Origin of the sequence: Leptospira kobayashii, assembly GCF_003114835.2 — a bacterium.
GTDB lineage: Bacteria > Spirochaetota > Leptospiria > Leptospirales > Leptospiraceae > Leptospira_A > Leptospira_A kobayashii.
This window is the reverse complement of the sequence record NZ_AP025028.1, coordinates 2,101,001-2,121,513: the sequence shown is the minus strand read 5'-3', so window position 1 is coordinate 2,121,513 and position 20,513 is coordinate 2,101,001. Positions and strand designations below refer to the sequence as shown.

Here is a 20,513-nt window from a genome sequence, read left to right as displayed (position 1 = left end):
TTACAAGGAAGTAACTCATGAGACAATTTAGTATATTAGGAAATCTTGCTGAAACCGATGAATTCGGACCGGATCCCGTTCTTTTGCGCAAAAGGGGAATGGCATCCACAATCGAGAAAAAAAGCGCTACTTATAAGAAAAAAGTAAATGATCCGGCTTATATGGATTATGCGATCAATAAAATAGCTATGGAAATCTCTCATTTTATCTCGAAGTAGGTTAACAAAATTCTTGTAACCAACTTCCGGATGAAATCATTTCAAATGCTTCTAAAAAATGTTTCCCCTCTATTTCAGATGATAGGTTCCAATCCGCAACAGTTCTGGATAGAGACATCCAATCTCTTCTTTTTCGAAAGGAGAAATTGTTTATTTTGTATTTTTTACAGTATTCCTCCAAGAGATCTTCTTTTATAAGATTTGGTTTCCGTTTCCAACTTTCACTTGCCATTCTTTCTTGCCTGAATTGAAAACTATCTTCCAGTTTTTGTTTCATGTCCTTTTCTTTGATTTGAACTTTTCTCTTTTCATCATTGGAAAAAAGAGAAATCACCAAACAGATTCTGTCCAGAAAGGGCCCTGATAATTTTCTTAAATAAGATCTGATTCTCTGATGGGAACAATTGCAAAGTTTTTTGCTTCCGTAATTTCCGCAAGGGCAGGGGTTCATCGCGCCCAAAATCATACAATCCGCAGGCAATATTTCTTTTCCATTTACGCGCGTTATATGAATTCTTTTTTCTTCCATAGGCTCCCTCAGGCTTTCTATGGATTTTTCTTTGAATTCTCCCAATTCGTCTAAAAACAAAATCCCTCCTTGGGCGAGCGATATTTCTCCCGGTTGGATCGGAGTTCCTCCTCCTACCAGGGATTGTTCGGTGCAAGTATGGTGGGGGGAGCGAAACGGACGTTTTCCTACTTCCAATGCCCGCCCATATAAAACCGTACTAAGGCTTCCTTTGAAAGTGGACTCCACTTCTTCTTTGGTCCAGCTTGGTAAAAGAGAGCTCAGCATTTTAGCGAGCATCGTTTTGCCTTCCCCGGGGTTTCCTATCAAAAGAGTATGATGACGTCCTAAAGCGGCAATACAGAGCTGGTACAAGGCAGCAGATTGGGAATCGGAGAGAAATGCGGAAGACCAGGATTCTTCCGGCTCTCCGATCAAAGGGATTTCGCATTTTGCTGTTTTTTCCACGGTGGAGGGAAAAGACAAATCACTCAGGCTTTCTAAGAATATGTAGTTTCCCTGCGGGATGATTTCCCCCCGAAGAGATCCGGGCAAAATCACAGTGTCAGTTTCCGAAAAGTTTCGGAACCAAAGCAAAGGAAGAAGATCTCTTTCTCCGAGTACATTTCCATTCAAACTGAGAGACCCCAGTATAATCGTATTTTCGGGAAAAGAAAATTTCGCCTGTCCTGTAGCTTTTAAAATACCTATGGCAATGGCCAGATCCAAAAAAGCGCATTTCTTTGCTAGGTGAGAGGGGGTGAGATTGACCACGATCGTATCCATGGGAAAGGAAAATCCACTTGCTTCCATCGCCATTCTGATCCGATCTCTGGATTCCTTCATACTTTGCGAGGCATTTCCCAAAAGATGGAACAAAGGAAGTCCTTTTTTAATCCCGATTTCAACCTGGATGGGACTCGCTCCTCTTTTCTCTAAATGCAAACTCGTTACTTCTGCCAATTGTGGAAACATATATACCTGTATAAAAGGAATAGGCGGGAATTATCGGTGTTTGGTTCGAAAAAATAAAAATTAGCTTTCTTTTTTAAGCAAATTCTGTTCTCTTTTCAAAGAGTTTGTTTAGGTAGGTAGGTTGTTTCGGTTCCATTTATTATTCATTTTGCTCTTCTTCTTTAGTTGTTCTCATAGATTGATTGAAAAAGAAAGATTAAGAGAGATTAACGCTTATTATGATGAGAAAGTTTATCTCCTCAAAGAAGATGTGCGTCTCTCTCCCGAAGAGATTTGGAAAAAAGGCACTCAGGTGCGAATCTATGTGGAATCCACCCCATCCTTACTCAAACTTAAGTTCTATCCGGCGAATGAGTCGAGAGAGAACTCCGTAGGCAAGCTTGCTGCCTACATAATCAATGAAGATGTGAAAAAATTAAAATACGAGTTCGAAGACGTTGATGCCTGGGTTCAGGATAAGTTTCAAGTCTTTGAACCGAAAGATAAAAAAACAAAAAAGTAGTTAGGTTTGGGATGCTTCGATTTTTACATGCGATTTCTTTCTTTTTCTTAAATTCAAGATTCATTGGTTTCTTATCCGATATTTTTTATGTGAGAAGGATTTTTCTGGTATCTACCTGTCTTTTTTTGACAGCCGGCCTCCAAGCCAACCCATTTGCCCGTTTTAACGAGGAAGTGGAAAGATCTCTCACGACACCTCAATCTTCCGGCATGTTTAAGCTCTTTGGAAACCAAGATGCCGAAATCCAGAAATTATTTGCGATGGGGATCAATTCCGGAGAAGAAGAAGATGAGGAAGTCGCTTCCTTCGACCTTCCCAAATACATCAATGTTTCTCCTGTGATCAGCAATACCGTAGTTCATGAGTCCGGAATCGTAATTAAAAAGTATACCGTCCAAAAAAAGGATAATCTTTCTAAAATCTCCCGTGCTTTCGGTTCTGATGTTGCCCGGATCAAAAAACACAATTCACTTGTTTCCACCAATTTAAAATTGGGACAAATTTTAGAGATTCCGGTCCAAACCAAAAATGCTTCTTCTTCCCGGGTGATCAAAAAAAAGATCTTCATCCTTCCTGTCCCGCAAAGCAGAGTGACTTCCCGTTACGGAAGAAGAGTGGATCCGTTTAATAAATACAACCGTGTTTATCATACCGGCCTAGATCTGGCTGCAAAAGTGGGAACCGCGGTTCTTGCCTCTGCTGATGGGGAAGTGATTTTCACAGGAAGAAACGGCGGTTACGGAAACTCAGTCATCATCCAACACAAAAATGGATATAAAACGGTTTACGCCCATTGCTCACAGATTTTAGTTGAGGTGGGGGAAGCTGTTAAAATGGGAAGAGTCATCGCTGCCGTAGGAAGAACAGGGACTGCTACTGGCGCCCACCTTCATTTTGAGGTTTTTCGCAATGGAAAACTGATGAACCCAGAAACTGCACTTAATTTCACAGAAAAGTTCGTAACCAAACTCCCGAAATCGGAAGTTGCTGGGATTTAAAAGGGAACTGTTCCCAAGGGAACATCGCTTATGAATTCTGTTTTCGCACGCATTCAAAGTAATAAATTTTTTACGCTTATACCTGCGGTTATTTTATTTTCTTTCTCATTGGCTTATCTTTCCCGACTGATCTTACTTCTTATTTTCAGTACGGAGTCCGGTGCGAGTCTTGCTTCTCTCCCCAAACCTAAATTAGCAAAACAGGAAGTGGTACTTGCCGTTACCACCTATGAAGAATTGGTTTCCGGGAATTTGATTCGCGGAGTGGTTTATGATCCGAACCAAGCAAGTAACAAAGGACCCGACGGTCAGGATCTGGATCCCGAAATTGCAGCTGATAATGGTGATGCGGACCAAATGATTGTTACAGGAACCCTTTCGGGACATTGGTCTTTTGCCCGGGTGACCATTCGGGAAAAAACGGCCAACGACTCGGAAGAATATGCGGTAGGGGAAATGGTGGGAGGGTATAAGGTCCAATCCATAGAACAACATTATGTAGTGTTGAAAAAGGGTGGCTTAAGCCTAAGGGTGAATATTGGCGAGACCCCAGCTCAAGCTAAGGAAAGAATCCGCCCTAAAACCGAGGAAGGAGCACCTGCACCACTTGCCTCCACTCAAACGGTTCAAAAAGTCCTTTCCAGAGAAGACGTGAACCGAAAACTGAAAGATCCGAATACCATTTATAAAAATGCCCGTTTTGGACCTCATTTAGTTGATGGAAAGATTGAGGGATACAAACTCTACCAAGTTGCAAAAGACCATGTTTTTTATGCCTTGGGAGCCAGAAGCGGGGACATTGTGAGAAGGGTGAATGGAATGCCTTTGAACGATACTGAGAAAATGTTAGAAATCTGGGGTTCTGTGAAACAGGCTCCTAAAATTACAATCGATTTGGAAAGACAAGGCAAGATTATCACATATGAGTTTATTATACGGAACTAGAATGAAACGAAATTTCGCAGTTTTATTGTTATTTGCTATTTTCTATCTGATTGTGACTCCTACCTTCTCCCAAGAGAAGGTAAAATTAAAATCCAAATCGGGAAACAATTCCAGTGCGGAGCCGGTCAGTTTTACTGCGGATTGGAGAGATACGGAACTCAAAGATTTCCTTATGGGAATGAGTGCCATCATCAAAAGAAACATTCTGATTGATGATTCCGTGAAAGGCAAAAAAGTTACGATCATCTCTCAGAAAAGAGTCAAAGTCGATGATGCCTACGGATTTATGAAATCCGTGCTAGAGTCCCAAGGTTTCGGTCTGATTGAAGAAAACGATCTCATCAAAGTGGTAAAGATAAAGGACGCACTTGCCAAATCCCAAATCGTTCGCATAGGAAAAGATCCGATTCCGGAAAGTGAAATCGGTTTGAATAAAACGATCACTCAAATCGTTCCTTTGGAGTTTTCAAATGCTCTCGAACTCGAGCCGATCTTAAAAAGAGTCACTTCCGTTGATACCGATATCATCATTCCTAAAAATCAAAACACTTTAATTTTCTCAGGTTCCACTGCGGACATTAACAAGTTACTTAAGTTAGTTGATAATCTTGATGTTAGAATCGAAGGCCCCGGTGCGATTTCCTCGGCGGGAGACATTCATATCTATACATTGGAATACAATGAAGCTGAAAAATTGGCTGCAATTTTAGTTAAATTGGATATGCCGGATGCTCCCACCGCTCCGCCGGGAAGTCCTCCCGCAGAAGGGGGAGAAATCAAACAACCTCCTCCTGTTGTTCCAACTCCGCAAAATCAAAACCGTCCTCCCGGCGGAAAACTGGAAAAAATCAAAGCAGTCGCTCACAAAGAATCCAACTCTTTGATCGTAACTGCAACCCCGCAAGAATGGGAAGAAATCAAAAAAATCATCAAAATTCTGGACTCTGCCAGAAAACAGGTGTTACTCGAGGTTTTGATCGTGGAATTGACCTCTACGGATCTGAACGACTTCGGTATCGACTGGCGTTACCAAAAACTGGCGTATGGGCAGTTTAACACAGGTCTTGCGGCAACGGGCGGGGTTATTGATAAAAACGGTCGACCTACGAACGTAAACACTTTGTCCGGATTCTCCCTTGGGTTCTTAAAGAGAGGTGGGGAACAGATCATAGGTATCTTAAATGCCAATTCCACAAATGAAAACTTCAATGTATTGTCCGCTCCGCAAATTCTAACTTTGGACAATCAGGAAGCGGAGATCAACGTCGGACAGGATGTGCCCGTCAGAACCCAAAACAGAAATGCGGGAACAGGTGGAGACAACGCTGTAACGGTTGCGAACTTTGAATACCGACCAACAGGGATTAAATTAAAATTCACTCCTCATATCAATAAAAACAACCGCATCACTTTGGATTTATACCAGGAAATTAAGAACGTTGCGGGAATTTCTTCCGAAGCAACGGGAGGAAACCCTACCTTCAATAAACGGGATATCAAAACTACAATCGTAGTGGACAATATCCAAACTATTGTTATCGGGGGATTGCTTTCCAACGATAGACAAAAAAAGGTTCAGAAGATCCCGATTTTAGGTGAGATCCCTTTGATTGGAAATCTTTTCCGAAGAACGACAAACCAACTTAGAAAAACAAACCTAATGGTATTTTTGACTCCGCATATTCTGGAAGACAGGGAAAAATCCGATCGTATGACCATTCAAAAGAAAAACGAACAAGAAAGAATGGTCGAAGATAGAGATAAGAGATTGAGATGAGAAAAAGCCTAGGGCAAATCCTCTTAGAAGACGGGATTCTTACTGTTAAGGATCTCGACGATTTAACCAAACAACAAGAAAAAACAAACCTCCCTCTAACGCATATTATACAAAAGAAGGGTCTTGCTTCGGAGATAGATATCCTCAAGGCACTTTCCAAATTACATAGATTGGAGTTCCGTGAAAAATTGGAATTCCAGCAAAACGAAGAAATTTACGCACGCATTCCTCTAAAACTCGTTCAAAGATCCAAAATAGTACCTTTTTCCGTTGAAAAAAACAAAATCAAAGTAGCAACGAGTGATCCTACTGATTTGCATCCTATGGATGATATCCGCTCCTTTTTGAAAGGTTATGATATAGAATTTGTTTTAGCTCCCGAACAGGAAATCATGCGAATTGTACATTCGCAATTCGATAAGAGTACTGCCGAAGCGAAAGAGATGATGGATGAGATGGACGGGTCTTTCGGAGACCTTTCCGATGCATTCGAAACGGATGCGCTTGATCTTTCCAACGAAGCACCTATCATTAAGATGGTGAACGTGATTCTTTCGCAGGCAGTTTCGGAAAGAGCTTCGGATATTCACATCGAGCCGTTTGAGAAAACAGTCATCGTACGTTACCGGGTGGACGGGGTATTGCAAAAAGTCCTTTCTCCCCCTAAGTCATATTTGGCGGGAATTTCCACTCGTATCAAAATCATGTCCAATCTGAACATCGCAGAGAACAGGCTTCCTCAGGACGGTCGGATCAAACTCAGGCTTGCCGGAAAAGACGTGGACGTAAGGGTTTCCATCATTCCTTGCCAGTTCGGCGAACGGATTGTAATGCGGTTATTGAATAAAACCGATCAGAAATATTCCATTTATACGATGGGATTCACCGATCATATTCTAAATACATTCAAGGATTTGATTTACAAACCCTACGGAATCATTCTGGTAACGGGACCTACCGGTTCGGGAAAATCAACCACTCTCTATTCCGCACTCACCGAAATCAATACGGAAGAAAGGAACATCATCACTTGCGAAGATCCTGTGGAATATCAGATTGATGGTATCTCTCAAATGCAGATGAACGACAAAATCGGACTTACGTTTGCAGCGGGACTTCGTTCTATTCTTCGTCAGGATCCGGACGTGGTAATGGTGGGGGAAATCCGGGATGAGGAGACCGCGCGGATCGCCATTCAAGCTTCTCTTACGGGTCACTTGGTATTCTCCACACTGCATACGAACGATGCCGCCTCATCTGTGACTCGTTTGGCGGATATGGGGATCGAGCCTTATTTGATTACTTCCACGGTTCTGGGTTTTATGGCGCAACGACTGGTGCGTGTTATTTGTAAGGATTGTAAAGTAGCTTACAAACCTACCGACAAGGATTTGGCGGGTCTTGGAATTTCCAGAAAAGAACTGAAAAATGGAGTACTTTACAAAGGTAAAGGATGTCCAACCTGTATGAACTCAGGTTATAAAGGTAGAACAGGTATTTACGAGCTGATGATCATCGACGATGATATTAAAAAAGCCGTTTTACAAGGTGCTGACTCCAACCGGATCAAGGAAATCGCATTAAAAAACGGACTTTCTACATTGAGAGATTACGGAAAAATCAAAGTGATCCAAGGGGTTACGACTCCTGATGAAGTGATTCGGGTAGCGTAATCATCCCATGCCATTATTTACGTACGTAGCATTCAACCGGAAGGGCAAAGAGGAAAAGGGCATTGTAGATGCAAACAATGTTCAGGCTGCCCGTAATAAATTAAAAGTGAAGGGACTTTACGTCCGTTCGATCTTGGAAGACCGCGAAAAAGAAGAAAGGGAGCTATTTCCTTTTCTTTCCCAGTTTTTATATCGTATTCCCAGAAAAGAGGTAGGACTTTTTTCCAAACAGTTAGGGACTCTTTTGGGGGCAGGAATTCCGCTTGACAGATGTTTGGCGTCTATCATCGATCAGACGGAAAACATCTACTTAAAAAAAGTTTTAATAGAAATCAGAGCGGACATCACGGAAGGTCTTTCCCTCTCCGAGTCCATGAAAAAACACCCGACCGTTTTTCCCGACCAGTATCCTTCTTTAATTTCCGTCGGAGAATCCACGGGAAATTATGAAGATACTCTTACCCGTTTGGCGGAACTGGAAGAAAAATCTGCGGAGCTAAAATCAAAAGTCCAGGTAGCGATGATTTATCCCATCATCATGGGAACATTGTCTTTGGCAGTGTCCGTGTTTTTACTCATCGTAGTGATTCCTCAAATTGAACAATTATTCGCATCCTTCAATGCTACCTTACCTTTGATCACAAGGATAGTCATCGGATTATCCTATTTTTTAACCAACTATTGGTGGTTGATTATTATCAGTTTGGTTGTAAGCGGATTTAGTTTCGGAAAATGGAAAAGTACCGAAAACGGCAGAAAGTCTTGGGATCGGATTCTTTTGAAGATTCCCGTGATCGGTCCGCTACTCAAAAAAGTGATGGTTTCCAATTTTGCGAGAAATCTATCCATTCTCCTGATGAACCGTGTTCCCTTGATTACATCTTTACAGATCGTGTCGGATGTGGTAAACCATACGGTGTTTAGGGAAGAAATTGCGCAAGCCATCATCAAAATCAAGGAAGGTGGAAAACTTTCCGATTCTTTGCAAGGATCTCAGATTTTATCTCAAATGGTGCTAGGTATGTTGAACGCTGGAGAAGCGTCCGATAGAGTTCCCGAGATGATGACCAAACTTTCCGAAATTTATGAAAGTGAAGTGGATACTGCAATAAAATCTTTGACCCAATCCTTGGAGCCGATCATGATTTTAGTTATGGGTGGTATCATCTTCACCATCATGGCGGCAATTATGACGCCAATGTACAAACTGACTCAAGAAATTCAAAATATGTAATGTTTAGGGGTAATGAATAATGAAACGAATCGGAAAAAATCGCAAATCTAGAGAGGGACTTACCTTGATCGAATTAACAGTGGTAATCCTTATCATTGGTTCGCTTATGGGGATTCTATATGCCGGTTTTAAAAACTTTGGTAGTGGAAATGACAGCCAAGCTAAACTAAAGATTCAGAACGATAGCCGCATTCTTGAAATCAAATTAAGAGAGTATTTCGATAAATTTTCGAAGTATCCTACCGAAGAACAAGGGTTACGTGCTCTGATCGAACGGCCGGATGATGAAGAAATCGCGGCGGATTATGAACCGCTCATCAAAGATAAATCGGTTTTGAAAGATCCTTGGGGAACTCCTTATCAAATGAAATATGATGAGAATAACAACTATCAGATCCTAACTCTCGGAGCTGATAAAAAAGATGGCGGAGAAGGTCGTAACAAAGACTTCAATATCTTGGATTCCGAAGATTATCCGACAGCTTTAAAATAAATGAAAGTTTTTGGCGGGCAAAAAGCCGGCCAGAAATCGGTTCGATCCGGGTTAACCATTGTCGAACTGGTTTTAGTGATCTTTATCGTGGGTTTCCTTATGGTCTTTATCGGAGGAAGCCTTCGAAACCTACTTGTTCCTTCTACGGAAGACATATCCGCCAAACTTTCGGAATCCTTTAAGTTCGGGGCGGAGAAAGCTCAGCTAACAAATCAATCCGTTGCTTTTAAATACAATTTTGAAACGGCAGAGTATCAGTTTTTTTTACTCAAACGCGAAGAAGGCGGAATTGAAGAAGAGCCTATATTGAAAAAAAACAAACTTCCTTTTTATTCCAAGATTTTGAAAGCAAGAGATGTTTCCGGTAAGGTCACTTACCAAGGTGTTTTAAAAATATTATTTTCCCCGCAAGGAACGACAACGGATATATTTTTATACATTGGTTCCGAATCGGAGATCAAAAAAACGATGCAGTTGTATCGTTACGGGGGTAAGATCAAAATTCACAAAGGCGAATATATTTATGAAGAACCCTCCAAACAGGAAAAAATTTCTTACGGATTAGATGAGCGCGATGAGCAAATGGATCAAAATGCAACCGGTAGCAAACAAGGCAAACCTCCTTCGTCCCCTAAGTAGACGAGGCTTTACCTTAGTTGAAGTCACCATAGGTATGGCTATGGCCGCTGTTGCCATGGTTTATACTTATAGTATGATCGCGGACGGAATGAAATACCAAAAGAAGGGAGTTCAACTTTCCAATGCGGTTCACTTGGCTAAAATCAAAATGGCCCAAGTGGATTCTTCCACTACGATGCAATCGGATACTTCCAAAGGCGAAATTCCTGGATTTCCCGGGTATCGTTTTGAAACGGAAATCAAGGAAGAAGAAATGGACCTTCTGAAACTCGCGGCTGGACCGAATGCGGAGGAATTGAAAAAAAAAGCTCCGAAAGATATGTTAGGTGATAAGGACGTGGGCCTGAGTGATTTGATGAAAAAAAGAAGTCAGACCAAAAACTTCGAAACCGGTGGTATTATGAAGGTTTTTCGAGTGAAAGTTTCCATTACTTACCCGGATGGAATCAAGGACGCTACCTATACCGTAGAAACATTCAGGTCTACTAAATACTAATGAAACTAAGGCGAGGATTTACATTAATTGAAATTTCCATCGTGATTATGGTGCTTGGAAGTATATTCACGGGAATCTTCATGGTGTTTTATACCTCGAATAACATCGCAAAGAAAGGCGCTTCTCAAAAAGGAGCGAACAGAAAAGATATTTTATATGCTGTGGAAAATATCCGCGCTACAATCACCAGAACTTATTATATCGATAATCAAAGAAGAGTTTTATTTGCAGGAAAAACGGAAGGGGTTCCCGGAGAAAGAAACGATAGGATTAGTTTTTGCACTTCCAATCCTTATGCGGAAGAGGAGGATAGCGCTTCTGTCAGAGAAGTTTCATTTTACTTGCGTAAGATGGAGAATCCTAAACTTCCGGACCTTTATTATTTAATTCGGCGGGAAGATGAGATGGTGGACAGTTCCCCAACCCAAGGTGGAATTGAACATATCTTACTCGAAAATGTAAAAAGCTTTCAATTGAAATATTCGGAAAGAGGGGACAAATGGGTGGACGATTGGAATTCAAAGACCACGAAAAAAATCCCTCGGCTCGTACGTGTGGAAATCATATCTCTTGTAGGAAATAGTTTTTTAAAATATGAATCATTGGCGCATCCGGGCATATTATACAAATAGAAGAAGGCGTGGTGGGTTTATGGTGCTTGTGCTGATCATGGCACTTGGATCAGCGTCCCTATTCACTGCGGGAAAATTCTTTCAGGATGCCGCTACGGAATATCAGATTGCACGAACGCAAGCGGACGGATTCCGAGCTCATATGTTGGCTAAGGCGGGATTTATGGGTGCCGTCGGGGCATTGAAAAAGATTCCCGAAGATGTACTTTATCAATCAGGTCTTGCTTTGGACCCACCTCCGATTCCTCTCGGGGGAGGAGTGATTTATTATACAATGAGTCCGGAAGACGGGAAAATCAATGTCAATTCTCTCGTAAAAATCTACGACGACCAACCGAACCAAAGATCAATCGAAATGATGTCCCGATTGTTTTATCAATACGGATTGAAACGGGAGATGATTTTTCCCATACTCGACTGGATCGATGAAAATCATCAGGAAACCGGGGGAGGTGCGGAACAATATTATTATTCCAGATTGAAACCTCCCAGAAAAATCAAAAATGCTCCTTTTTATTCCCTCTCGGAACTTCTGAATGTAAAGGGGTTTGATCGCTCCATTGTCTATGAATCTTTGAAACCGAAAGACTATGATAAAAACAATTCCAAGGACTTTTTAACGGAGGAAGAAAGAGCGCTTCGTTCCGATAAAGACTATGTGCTTTCCAGCAATATCACTGCCTATCTACCTTACGGGGATTCCTATGACGATCGGATCAATATCAACACCGCGCCTTATTTTGTGCTCATGTCTCTTTCCGATTTTATGACCAAACAAGCGGCGATGAAAATTTTGAAACTCAAGTTGCAGAAAGGAGGGTACATTAAAGAGTTGAAAGACTTGGAGAAGGAACCCGAATTTCAAGTGAAAACCTCCGGAGAATTGACCCTTTATAAAGAACTAGCGGGGGAAGGAACAGAGGTTTCAGGCGGAAGAATTAAGACAAAGGGAGAAGTATATAAAATCACTGGGGTCGGAATCATCAAAGACAAAGTTGTTCGCAAAGTAACGGGAATCTTTGATCTCACAAACAACCAGATGTTATACTACACGGAAGATTAGAAAATGTTATCATTTGATCAATACCTTGCCATCGACTACGGAAGTACTTTCCTAAAAGGAGTACTCTTTAAAAAAGTCCTTGGAAAGATTACAATACTAAGAACGGAAACCTTGTCAGTTGTGGAACTGGATGAAAATGAAGGTGATCCTTTCGAATACAATATCGTTCGGTTTATACAGTCGTTTTTTCCCGAAGAGACGAACTTCCTAATCAACTTGGGAATTCAAAATCTGTTTGTTCGGGATTTGAGTATTCCTCTGATCACTGAAAAAGCGATCAAAGAAGTTTTGCCATTTGAAGTGGAAAATCTGGTTCCCTATCCTATGGAAGAGTTGGAAGTCATAGGCAAAACATGGAGGATCGGAAAGGAAGCTTCGGAAGTCATTTCTTTCAATGTTCATCATTCCGAATTAAACCGTGCACTGAAACCTTTTATCAAAGGGGACCTTCATCTAAATTGTTTGTCTTTGGATTCCTTCGTTTTGTCTTCTCTTGTTTCCAAAAATTATAATATTTTAATTAAAGAAAAATCAATCCTTCAGTTGGACATCGGTGGAAAGTATTCCATATTCAATATCTTACATGAAGGTAAACTTCGCCATACCAGACAAATTTATATGGGCGGCGAAGAGATTACGGAAGAAATCGTTCGTGTATTGAAAGTGGATTCTCCCCGTGCCGAAGAGATCAAACATTCCATTGATTTTTCCATATTCTCAGATTTGGCTTCGGAAGCGGAATCCAGATTTTTAACCAAGTTTTCCATTTCTCCCGTTGCTTACAAAAGTATAAAAAAATTCATTCAAACCAAATTCGAATCCATTATTCATGAAATGGAAAATAGTATTTTTTCTTTACCAGAAAATGAAAGACCCGAATTACTTTTGTTATCAGGTGGGGGGAGTATATTTCTTGATTTGACGGAGCTTATGCAATCCAGGCTCGGGATTGCGGTGAGTAGATATGAATTTTTAGGAATAGATGATCCTACTCTTGTTACCGCAATAGCAACGGGAGTTCATTACGAATCCCGCAACCAGGTTGACTTTTTAGGAACCGGATTTGCAAAAAGAATCAATACCAATTCCTTTCGATTGTCCGCATTCAAACCTCATTTGGTGTTGATCAGTATATCGTTGTTACTTTTGTTAGGTGTGTTTATCATCGGGATTATTTTGGACAATCGAAAGATTGCAGCGAACAAAAAAATTCTGACTGAAAAATACAAGATAGGGATCGGCGGTGAGATTTCGGAAGACGAAGATCCCCTTATGACTGCCGCATCCAAGCTGAAAGCGGAGAAGAAAAAAACGGAGATTTATCGTCTTTTTCTTTCGCAGGAAAGTATTTTGGATCTTTTGAATGAAGCGACCGAACAATTTCCGTCCTCGGAAGTTTTGCCTTTTGTTTTGGATCAATTCAACTTTGATGAAAACGAAATTCAAATTTACGGTAGGGTAAATGAATTCGGTGAAATAGGTATCATTCAAGCAGCACTTGAAAAATCGGAAAAATTCACAAATATCCAGGTTTTAAACAAAAGACTTATCACCGGAGTTAACAAATACAAAGTAAGCTTTAAAATCAAAATGGATATTGTCATTCCAAAGGATGAGCCATAATGTTAGATCGGTTAAATGATAGAGAACGGATGCTTGTTATCGGCGCCGTGTTTTTGGTGGCAACACTCGGAATTTATACGATTCTTTCCATTTTTGTAGATTTAAGAAACAAACTTACGGAAGAAATTTATGAAACCCGTTCCCAAGCGACTCAGTTGGACCGGGTGATTCGGGAATTTAATTATTTAAAAAGTCTTCAAACCGGTGGAAGCGAAGAAGATGTAAGCGTAATGTATTCCAAGTTGGATCAAATTATGGTTCGTTATAACCTGAAAGATAAAGTTCAGACCATGAAGGATACAACGACTGTTATTCGAAAGGATTATAATAAAATCCAGATCGATGTATCGTTTCGATCCGTTTTGCTTCAGGATGTAATCAAGTTTATTTATGATATTGAAAAAAACAAACAGGTTCAGGCAAAAGTGGATTATCTTACTTTTAGAAAACCTTTTGCAGAAAAAGAAATTTACGATGTGAATCTAAAGGTTTCATCTTACAGTAGAATCACAAAAGGAAAATAATTGTGGCCAAAGAAAAAGACATTGATTTAGATCCTGAATTGGAAGATGAGCTTTCGGAAGACGAACTAATTCAAGAATCTCTTCTGGAAGACGGGGAATCAAATGAGATTTCCGAGGGAGAGGAAGACAATAAACAGTTAGATTCTTCCAAAATTCTAATGTTAGTCGGCCTTGGGATTCTGGCTTTTGTTTTCTTTTTCTTTTTTACATTTCCTTTAAATGAAATCGTACGTTCCGTTCTTGCTGAATCTTCCAAAGAAACAGGTATCGTTCTCGAAGCAAAAGAAATTCATTTTCCTTTTTTCGGAAGAAAATCTTTCGACTCCTTTGTTGCACAATTTGCAAGCGGCACTGTTATAAAAGCGGAAGAGTTGAGTTTTTCTTTATCCTTATTCGGACTAATGAGCAGTCGTGTGGAAGGGGACGCTGAAATCGGTTTTTTGAAATACGAAGGAGGAGAGTGGTCGGTACAAGCGAAATCCGTAAGTTTTCCGATTAAAATTTCCTCTATTGATGACAAGATAACCCGTTGGAATGGAGAAGGAGAGATCCTTTTATCCGGTGGAAAGTTTTTTGAATCAATGGAAATTCCTATGCTAGGAAGTTTGAAAGGACATGAAATCAAAAAAGCAAGTTTTCAATTCAAGATCCGTTCCGGCAAAGTGATGATCGAAAAAGGACTCATTGACTCAAGTATCGCCAAGATCCAATTCCAAGGTGTTATCCGGCTTTCGGACAGTATCTCTCTTTCTCAATTGGAGATCAAAGCTTGCGCTAGTTTGAATGATAAATTTGCACAGGAAAGACAGGACATCGCAGGTCTTGTGACTCTTTTGCCGCAAGAAAACGGTAAAATCTGTATTCCCATTCGAGGATCCATCTCTTCGCCTAAAGTGGATATTCCCAACTTGAATCAATTAGGTGGCACTAACTCGAATATTCAAACGGAACAACCATCTGTAGAACCGAATCCGCCCGCTCCCTAGTTCCCTAGCTCGAATCCATAAAAAAAGCACCTAATCTTTAGGTGCTTTTTTCAATCTTTCAGAAACTGTTTTTAAACTTAGGTTGCTCTTATGAGCAACCCGTGGTCGAACCGCAAGAGATACATTTCAAACAAGCTCCATTACGAACCATTTGAAAGGACCCGCACTCGGTGCAGGAATCTCCCGTATAACCTTTGATTCTTGCTTCTGCAATGTTCTTTAACGTTTCTGCAGCAGTAGCCCCTGTTCCTTGCGAACTGGCAGTCCCTGCAGCAACGGCTCCAACTAATGCAGGAGATTCTTGTTTTTCTTCTATCACAGACTTCATGGATAGAGGAGAAACTTGTATCGGAGTAGAAACGTTGCCACTCCGTTCAGGCTTTCCCACTATTGGTTCTTTTGTTTCTGCTTTTCTGCCTAGTTCGTCCGTTCTTAAATCTTCCGGAGAAACTTGAGCCAGATCATATCTACCGAGGTAGGTGATCGCTAACTCTCTAAAGATATAGTCGATTACGGAAGTAGACATTTTGATATGAGTGTTGCCGGAAACCATTCCGTTCGGTTCGAATTTGAAGAATGTAAATGCATCTACAAACTCTTCCAATGGAACTCCGTGTTGTAGTCCGAGAGAGATCGCAATTGCAAATGCGTTCATAAGAGAACGGAAAGCAGCTCCTTCTTTGTGCATATCTACGAAGATCTCACCTAACTGACCATCTTCGTATTCGCCGGTTCGCAAATAAACCTTATGTCCGCCAACCATTGCTTTTTGAGTGTAACCCGCTCGGCGGTGCGGTAGTTTTCTTCTTTCTGCAATGTATTTATAGACTAATTTTTCCGCTGCTTCCGTTACCGTTTTAGGAGCGGATGCTGCCAGATGAACCGTTTCTTCTTCCTCTTCTCCCACTGCACTTAAGAGTTGGAACACTGAATTCAGCGGTTGAGAAAGTTTGGATCCGTCGCGATAAAGAGCATTTGCCTTAATCATCACTTTCCAAGACATTAAGTATGCATCTTTTACATCGTCAACAGTCGCTTCTTCAGGAAGGTTGATGGTTTTGGAAATCGCTCCGGAGATAAAAGGTTGTGCAGCTGCCATAATACGAATATGGGATTGGTAAGAAAGGAAACGTTTTCCATACTTACCGCATTTGTTTGCACAATCAAAAACCGCGAGATCTTTCTCTTTGATATAAGGAGCGTTTTCAATCGTCATCGTTCCGCAAACATAGTCGTTTGCTTGCGCGATTTCATCCGCAGTAAAACCAACTTGTTCCAGCAAATTGAAATTCGGATTGTTATAAACACTCGGATCGATTCCCAAAGTTTTACTTAGGAAGTCTTCGCCTAAAGTGTATTTGTTGAATGCGAATTGAACATCAAAAACGAAAGGAAGTTGTTTTTCCAGTTTTTCCAGAATCTCTTCTGTAAAACCTTTCTCTTTGAGTCTTGCCGTATTCAATCCGGGAGCTCCGTTGAAAGTAGCGTGACCTTTGCAATAGTTCACAATCGCATCTTGTTCCGCTTGGCTATAACCTAGTTTTTTAAGAGCAATCGGAACCGATTGGTTGATGATTTTGAAGTAACCGCCACCTGCCAGTTTTTTGTATTTTACAAGTGCAAAGTCAGGTTCGATTCCCGTAGTATCACAATCCATAACAAGTCCGATCGTTCCTGTAGGCGCGATCACAGTGACTTGTGCATTTCTATATCCGTAGAGATTACCTAGTTCCAACGCTCGGTCGGAATCTTCTTTCGCTGCTTGCAATAGGTAAGTAGGGAGATAAGAAGGATTGATTCCGATCGGAGTGATGGTAAGTCCTTCGTATTCTTCTTTAGGAGCATTATAAGCGGCTCTTCTATGGTTGCGAATCACTCGGAGCATATGCTCTTTGTTTTTTTCGTATCCGTTGAATGGACCTAGTTCCTTTGCCATTTCCGCAGAAGTAGCGTAAGCAGTCATATGTAGGATGGAGGTAATGGCACCGGTTACAGCCATTGCTTCTTTGGAATCATAAGGAATTCCCATGACCATAAGAAGTGAACCCAGATTCGCATAACCCAAACCAAGTGTTCTGAACTTATAGGAAAGTTCCGCGATTTCTTTGGAAGGAAACTGCGCCATAAGAACGGAAATTTCCAGAATGATTGTCCAGATTTTGCAAAGGTAACGATATCCTTCCACGTCGAAGCTACCATCTTCTTTCAAAAACTTAACTAAGTTTGCAGAAGCAAGGTTACAAGCAGTGTTGTCCAGGAACATATACTCGGAACAAGGATTGGATGCATTGATCGTTCCGTCTTCCGGACAAGTGTGCCATTCGTTGATTGTAGTATGATATTGTGTTCCCGGATCCGCAGAACTCCAGGCAGCGTTGGAAATTTTCTCCCAAAGATCACGAGCTCTCACCGTTTTTGCCGGTTTTGTTTCTCTTTTTTCTCTGCTTGCTTTTTCCCGTTCCGTTCTATTGTAAAGGTGGAAGGGAAGGTCTTTTTCCACAGCTTCCATAAACTCATTTGTAATTCGAACGGAGTTATTCGAGTTTTGACCGGAAACTGTATTGTATGCTTCCGATTGCCAGTCAGTAGTCAACTCTTCAAATAGAATGTCTTTGTACCCTTGTTTGGAAAGGTCGATCACTCGTTTGATGTAATTGTCTGCGATAAAGGATTTGCGGGCCTTCTGAATGGCTTTTTTTAAGAGCTCATTTGCAGTAGGATCGTATGCCTTTTCTTCTCCCAAAGTTGTTTTTCCTTGGGTACAAGCAGCCATGATTTCATTGAGAAGTTTGTTATTCAGAATGGAACCTGTGACAAGAGAAGCTACTTTTTTCTCTTCCTGTACTTTCCAATCAATGAACTCTTCGATGTCCGGGTGATCCATATCCAAACATACCATTTTGGCAGCACGTCTTGTGGTTCCGCCTGACTTGATGGCACCTGCGGCTCTATCTCCGATTTTCAAGAAAGACATGAGTCCGGAACTTTTTCCACCACCTGACAAGGATTCGTTGGCTGCTCTTAGGTTGGAGAAGTTAGTTCCTGTTCCCGAACCGTATTTGAATAGTCGGGCTTCACGAACCCAAAGATCCATAATTCCGCCTTCGTTTACCAGGTCATCGTCTACGGATTGAATGAAACAAGCATGCGGTTGCGGGTGTTCGTAAGAAGATGCGGAACGAACTAATTTTCCCGACTTGGGATCTACATAATAATGGCCTTGCGACTTGCCATCGATTCCATACGCCCAGTTGAGTCCTGTGTTAAACCACTGAGGGGAGTTAGGTGCTGACATCTGACTTGCCAACATGAAGATTGTCTCTTCATAGAAAGCTTTTGCGCTTTCTTCATCGGAAAAATAACCGTATTTGTAACCCCAATAGGTCCAACATCCGGAAAGACGGTGGAATACTTGTTTGGAGTCTGTTTCTCCTATGAAACGATCTTCCGGTTTGAGTGCGGATAATTTTTCATCGTCGGGAACGGATCTTTGGAGCCACTCAGGGATTCCGTTTTCTTTGAGTTTTTTGAGGTACTTTGGCACTCCCTTTCTACGGAAATACTTCTGTGCCAGGATGTCTGTGGCAACCTGCGACCAAAAGTCCGGAACTTCTACGTCGTTGGCTTCGAATACAGCCGAACCATCCGGATTTGTAATCTTTGAATCCTTTTTTACCCATACTATATTCGGGTAAAGACCAGTATTTCCCTTTGTAAAATGCCTCTCAATTCTCATGCAGACCCCGTCTCAAACAACAAACCGTTTTATTATATATTTCTGACCCAACCAGGAGTGGTTAAGGATTATGTCACTATGAAGGGAAGCAAATTAGGAAACATTCATTTTTATAGAAAACTCGCCTGATTTTTCCGATTTTTTTAGGATTTAAATGATTAAGTCTCATTTTTTTTAAGTTGACCGGAGAGGTTTCTTAAATATTCTGTCCAGAGAGATTGGTTATTCCCCTTTAGCTCAGTCGGTAGAGCAAATGACTGTTAATCATTGGGTCGCTGGTTCGAGCCCAGCAGGGGGAGCCAATTTTTGCTTCCTTTTTCCCTTTTTCGATCACCTCCGGTAGCTTTTTTCCCCATTTTTCATCCCAGCAGTTTTGTTTTTTAAGAGAATCCGACTTTTCTAAAGCTGTCCATTTCCAAATTCTAGATTCATCTTACAACTTTTCAAATAGAAGGAAAGAAAATTTGAAATTTTCCCGTTTCCGGCTCCCAAAAATCCATTTCGTTTTAGTGACTTTCGTTTTGAGTTTGTTTTTATTTTCTCGGGGCATTGTGGCCAATGGGGCGGATAAAATCTCGGATTCCGATCCGAAACAATTGGTTTTTGTAATCCAGGAACCGAATCAAACTAGAGGGAGGATTCATTTTTACGAGCTTATCGACGGGGAATGGGTGGAAAACCTTCCTTCTTTTCTTGTATCTATCGGCCAGACAGGGATGATTTCTTCTTCTCTCAAACAGGAAGGGGATGGTAAAACTCCTACGGGAGATTATCCTGTTTTACGTGTTTTCGGTTATGATGAAAATCCGACTTTAGGATTTCCTTACCATAGGATCACAAAAGATGACTATTGGGTAGATGATGTAAAATCAAAATATTATAATTTACATATAAAACATAAGTCGAAATCAAAATCAATTCATCCTTTACTTCGGGCCGACGGCTTCTATCGCCTTATGATAGTTATAGAATACAACACTGTGAATCCGGAGAAGGGCAGGGGAAGCATGATTTTCATCCATCCCTGGGAAGATTTGACAAAGCCAACCTTCGGTTGTATCGGGGTGCCATTTGAAAAATTGAAAGAAATGGTGTTTTGGTTGAAGTTTGAAAAAAATCCCAGGATCTTTATTTCCGAAAATAAATCCGAAGACAATGTGACTCCTTAATATCTATTAGTCGATGGAGTGGGTCTGGTTTATTATCCGGTCGCAATCAGGACCGAGCAAATAAGAAGTATTAAACAAACAGGCGCCCAAAGAATTCTTTCCCATTTGCTCGGTGTAATTAAATTCAAAACAACTCCGATCGAAAAAAATCCTACCACGATCCAAATGATCTTTGCCGAAAAAGAATTCCAGTCGGGAAATACGATACCTGCCCGGGTAAAAACGATCGTACCGATGATTCCTAAAATCAGCATCTGAAAGATACAAGCGATTCGCATTTTAAAAGGATAAACACCGGGATATTTTCCGCCCATGGATTATT

Annotated in this window: 19 protein-coding genes and 1 tRNA gene; 17 read left to right on the top strand and 3 right to left on the bottom strand. The window is 41.0% G+C overall.

What is annotated here, in order from left to right; genetic code table 11:
* Nucleotides 1–17 precede the first annotated feature (17 nt).
* Nucleotides 18–218, top strand: coding sequence for a hypothetical protein (locus DI077_RS09315; RefSeq protein WP_109019864.1), 201 nt, complete (start codon nt 18–20; stop codon nt 216–218).
* A 1-nt stretch (nt 219) separates the two neighbouring features.
* Here DI077_RS09315 and DI077_RS09310 read toward each other — a convergent pair whose 3' ends face one another.
* The gene (locus DI077_RS09310; protein ID WP_109019863.1) at nt 220–1,701 is read right to left on the bottom strand and encodes an ATP-binding protein; all 1,482 of its coding nucleotides are present in this window, start codon (nt 1,699–1,701) and stop codon (nt 220–222) included.
* A 121-nt stretch (nt 1,702–1,822) separates the two neighbouring features.
* On the opposite strand from DI077_RS09310, the gene DI077_RS09305 reads away from it, so the two are divergent.
* The 14 genes from DI077_RS09305 to gspN all read left to right on the top strand — a co-directional run bounded on the left by DI077_RS09305 (nt 1,823) and on the right by gspN (nt 15,286).
* Nucleotides 1,823–2,203, top strand: a complete 381-nt coding sequence (locus tag DI077_RS09305) for a type II secretion system-associated lipoprotein (protein ID WP_109019862.1) — start codon at nt 1,823–1,825, stop codon at nt 2,201–2,203.
* Between the two features lie 11 nt (nt 2,204–2,214).
* Nucleotides 2,215–3,201 carry a M23 family metallopeptidase gene (locus tag DI077_RS09300; protein WP_109019861.1) on the top strand — a complete coding sequence of 329 codons (987 nt, stop codon included), beginning with the start codon at nt 2,215–2,217 and terminating at the stop codon, nt 3,199–3,201.
* 30 nt (nt 3,202–3,231) lie between these two features.
* The gene (locus DI077_RS09295) at nt 3,232–4,146 is read left to right on the top strand and encodes a general secretion pathway protein GspC (protein WP_109019860.1); all 915 of its coding nucleotides are present in this window, start codon (nt 3,232–3,234) and stop codon (nt 4,144–4,146) included.
* Nucleotides 4,124–5,923, top strand: coding sequence for a type II secretion system secretin GspD (gene gspD / locus DI077_RS09290; protein WP_423241739.1), 1,800 nt, complete (start codon nt 4,124–4,126; stop codon nt 5,921–5,923). The genes DI077_RS09295 and gspD overlap by 23 nt, the downstream gene beginning before the upstream one ends.
* Nucleotides 5,920–7,596, top strand: a complete 1,677-nt coding sequence (gene gspE / locus DI077_RS09285; RefSeq protein WP_109019859.1) for a type II secretion system ATPase GspE — start codon at nt 5,920–5,922, stop codon at nt 7,594–7,596. The genes gspD and gspE overlap by 4 nt, the downstream gene beginning before the upstream one ends.
* Before the next feature lie 7 nt (nt 7,597–7,603).
* A complete protein-coding gene (locus DI077_RS09280) occupies nt 7,604–8,830 on the top strand; it encodes a type II secretion system F family protein (RefSeq protein WP_109019858.1) in 1,227 nt (408 codons plus the stop codon).
* 19 nt (nt 8,831–8,849) lie between these two features.
* Nucleotides 8,850–9,323, top strand: coding sequence for a type II secretion system protein GspG (locus DI077_RS09275; RefSeq protein ID WP_109019857.1), 474 nt, complete (start codon nt 8,850–8,852; stop codon nt 9,321–9,323).
* A gap of 99 nt (nt 9,324–9,422) precedes the next feature.
* Nucleotides 9,423–9,962 (top strand): general secretion pathway protein GspH, encoded by a 540-nt coding sequence (locus tag DI077_RS09270; protein WP_109019993.1) that lies wholly within the window; start codon nt 9,423–9,425, stop codon nt 9,960–9,962.
* A complete protein-coding gene (locus tag DI077_RS09265; protein ID WP_109019856.1) occupies nt 9,916–10,458 on the top strand; it encodes a type IV pilus modification PilV family protein in 543 nt (180 codons plus the stop codon). Before DI077_RS09270 ends, DI077_RS09265 begins: the two co-directional genes overlap by 47 nt.
* Entirely contained in the window at nt 10,458–11,090 is a 633-nt protein-coding gene (locus tag DI077_RS09260) for a type II secretion system protein GspJ (RefSeq protein ID WP_109019855.1), read from the top strand. The genes DI077_RS09265 and DI077_RS09260 overlap by 1 nt, the downstream gene beginning before the upstream one ends.
* On the top strand, nt 11,053–12,153 hold the full coding sequence (locus DI077_RS09255; RefSeq protein ID WP_242935144.1) for a type II secretion system minor pseudopilin: 1,101 nt from the start codon (nt 11,053–11,055) through the stop codon (nt 12,151–12,153). Before DI077_RS09260 ends, DI077_RS09255 begins: the two co-directional genes overlap by 38 nt.
* 3 nt (nt 12,154–12,156) lie before the next feature.
* Nucleotides 12,157–13,776 carry a cell division FtsA domain-containing protein gene (locus DI077_RS09250; RefSeq protein ID WP_109019853.1) on the top strand — a complete coding sequence of 540 codons (1,620 nt, stop codon included), beginning with the start codon at nt 12,157–12,159 and terminating at the stop codon, nt 13,774–13,776.
* The gene (locus DI077_RS09245; protein WP_109019852.1) at nt 13,776–14,300 is read left to right on the top strand and encodes a hypothetical protein; all 525 of its coding nucleotides are present in this window, start codon (nt 13,776–13,778) and stop codon (nt 14,298–14,300) included. The genes DI077_RS09250 and DI077_RS09245 overlap by 1 nt, the downstream gene beginning before the upstream one ends.
* A 2-nt stretch (nt 14,301–14,302) precedes the next feature.
* Entirely contained in the window at nt 14,303–15,286 is a 984-nt protein-coding gene (gspN, locus tag DI077_RS09240; protein ID WP_242935143.1) for a type II secretion system protein GspN, read from the top strand.
* Nucleotides 15,287–15,374: 88 nt separating this feature from the next.
* On the opposite strand, the gene DI077_RS09235 is transcribed toward gspN, so the two are convergent.
* Nucleotides 15,375–19,022, bottom strand: coding sequence for a vitamin B12-dependent ribonucleotide reductase (locus tag DI077_RS09235; protein ID WP_109019851.1), 3,648 nt, complete (start codon nt 19,020–19,022; stop codon nt 15,375–15,377).
* Between the two features lie 226 nt (nt 19,023–19,248).
* Between DI077_RS09235 and DI077_RS09230 the strand changes: the two genes are divergently transcribed.
* Together DI077_RS09230 and DI077_RS09225 are read left to right on the top strand one after the other, a co-directional pair.
* Nucleotides 19,249–19,324, top strand: a tRNA-Asn gene (locus DI077_RS09230).
* A gap of 162 nt (nt 19,325–19,486) precedes the next feature.
* On the top strand, nt 19,487–20,191 hold the full coding sequence (locus DI077_RS09225; RefSeq protein ID WP_109019850.1) for a L,D-transpeptidase family protein: 705 nt from the start codon (nt 19,487–19,489) through the stop codon (nt 20,189–20,191).
* A 32-nt stretch (nt 20,192–20,223) separates the two neighbouring features.
* Here DI077_RS09225 and DI077_RS09220 read toward each other — a convergent pair whose 3' ends face one another.
* Nucleotides 20,224–20,505 (bottom strand): hypothetical protein, encoded by a 282-nt coding sequence (locus DI077_RS09220; RefSeq protein WP_109019849.1) that lies wholly within the window; start codon nt 20,503–20,505, stop codon nt 20,224–20,226.
* Nucleotides 20,506–20,513 lie beyond the last annotated feature (8 nt).

Excerpts from the sequence above, each read along its gene's own strand:
- gspD (WP_423241739.1), top strand. The coding sequence starts at position 4,124 with ATGAGTTTATTATACGGAACTAGAATGAAACGAAATTTCGCAGTTTTA.
- DI077_RS09220 (WP_109019849.1), bottom strand. The coding sequence starts at position 20,505 with ATGGGCGGAAAATATCCCGGTGTTTATCCTTTTAAAATGCGAATCGCT.
- DI077_RS09315 (WP_109019864.1), top strand. The coding sequence starts at position 18 with ATGAGACAATTTAGTATATTAGGAAATCTTGCTGAAACCGATGAATTC.
- DI077_RS09250 (WP_109019853.1), top strand. The coding sequence starts at position 12,157 with ATGTTATCATTTGATCAATACCTTGCCATCGACTACGGAAGTACTTTC.
- DI077_RS09245 (WP_109019852.1), top strand. The coding sequence starts at position 13,776 with ATGTTAGATCGGTTAAATGATAGAGAACGGATGCTTGTTATCGGCGCC.
- DI077_RS09300 (WP_109019861.1), top strand. The coding sequence starts at position 2,215 with ATGCTTCGATTTTTACATGCGATTTCTTTCTTTTTCTTAAATTCAAGA.
- DI077_RS09310 (WP_109019863.1), bottom strand. The coding sequence starts at position 1,701 with ATGTTTCCACAATTGGCAGAAGTAACGAGTTTGCATTTAGAGAAAAGA.
- DI077_RS09260 (WP_109019855.1), top strand. The coding sequence starts at position 10,458 with ATGAAACTAAGGCGAGGATTTACATTAATTGAAATTTCCATCGTGATT.
- DI077_RS09270 (WP_109019993.1), top strand. The coding sequence starts at position 9,423 with ATGGTCTTTATCGGAGGAAGCCTTCGAAACCTACTTGTTCCTTCTACG.
- DI077_RS09280 (WP_109019858.1), top strand. The coding sequence starts at position 7,604 with ATGCCATTATTTACGTACGTAGCATTCAACCGGAAGGGCAAAGAGGAA.
- DI077_RS09255 (WP_242935144.1), top strand. The coding sequence starts at position 11,053 with ATGAATCATTGGCGCATCCGGGCATATTATACAAATAGAAGAAGGCGT.
- DI077_RS09275 (WP_109019857.1), top strand. The coding sequence starts at position 8,850 with ATGAAACGAATCGGAAAAAATCGCAAATCTAGAGAGGGACTTACCTTG.
- DI077_RS09265 (WP_109019856.1), top strand. The coding sequence starts at position 9,916 with ATGCAACCGGTAGCAAACAAGGCAAACCTCCTTCGTCCCCTAAGTAGA.
- gspE (WP_109019859.1), top strand. The coding sequence starts at position 5,920 with ATGAGAAAAAGCCTAGGGCAAATCCTCTTAGAAGACGGGATTCTTACT.
- DI077_RS09295 (WP_109019860.1), top strand. The coding sequence starts at position 3,232 with ATGAATTCTGTTTTCGCACGCATTCAAAGTAATAAATTTTTTACGCTT.
- DI077_RS09235 (WP_109019851.1), bottom strand. The coding sequence starts at position 19,022 with ATGAGAATTGAGAGGCATTTTACAAAGGGAAATACTGGTCTTTACCCG.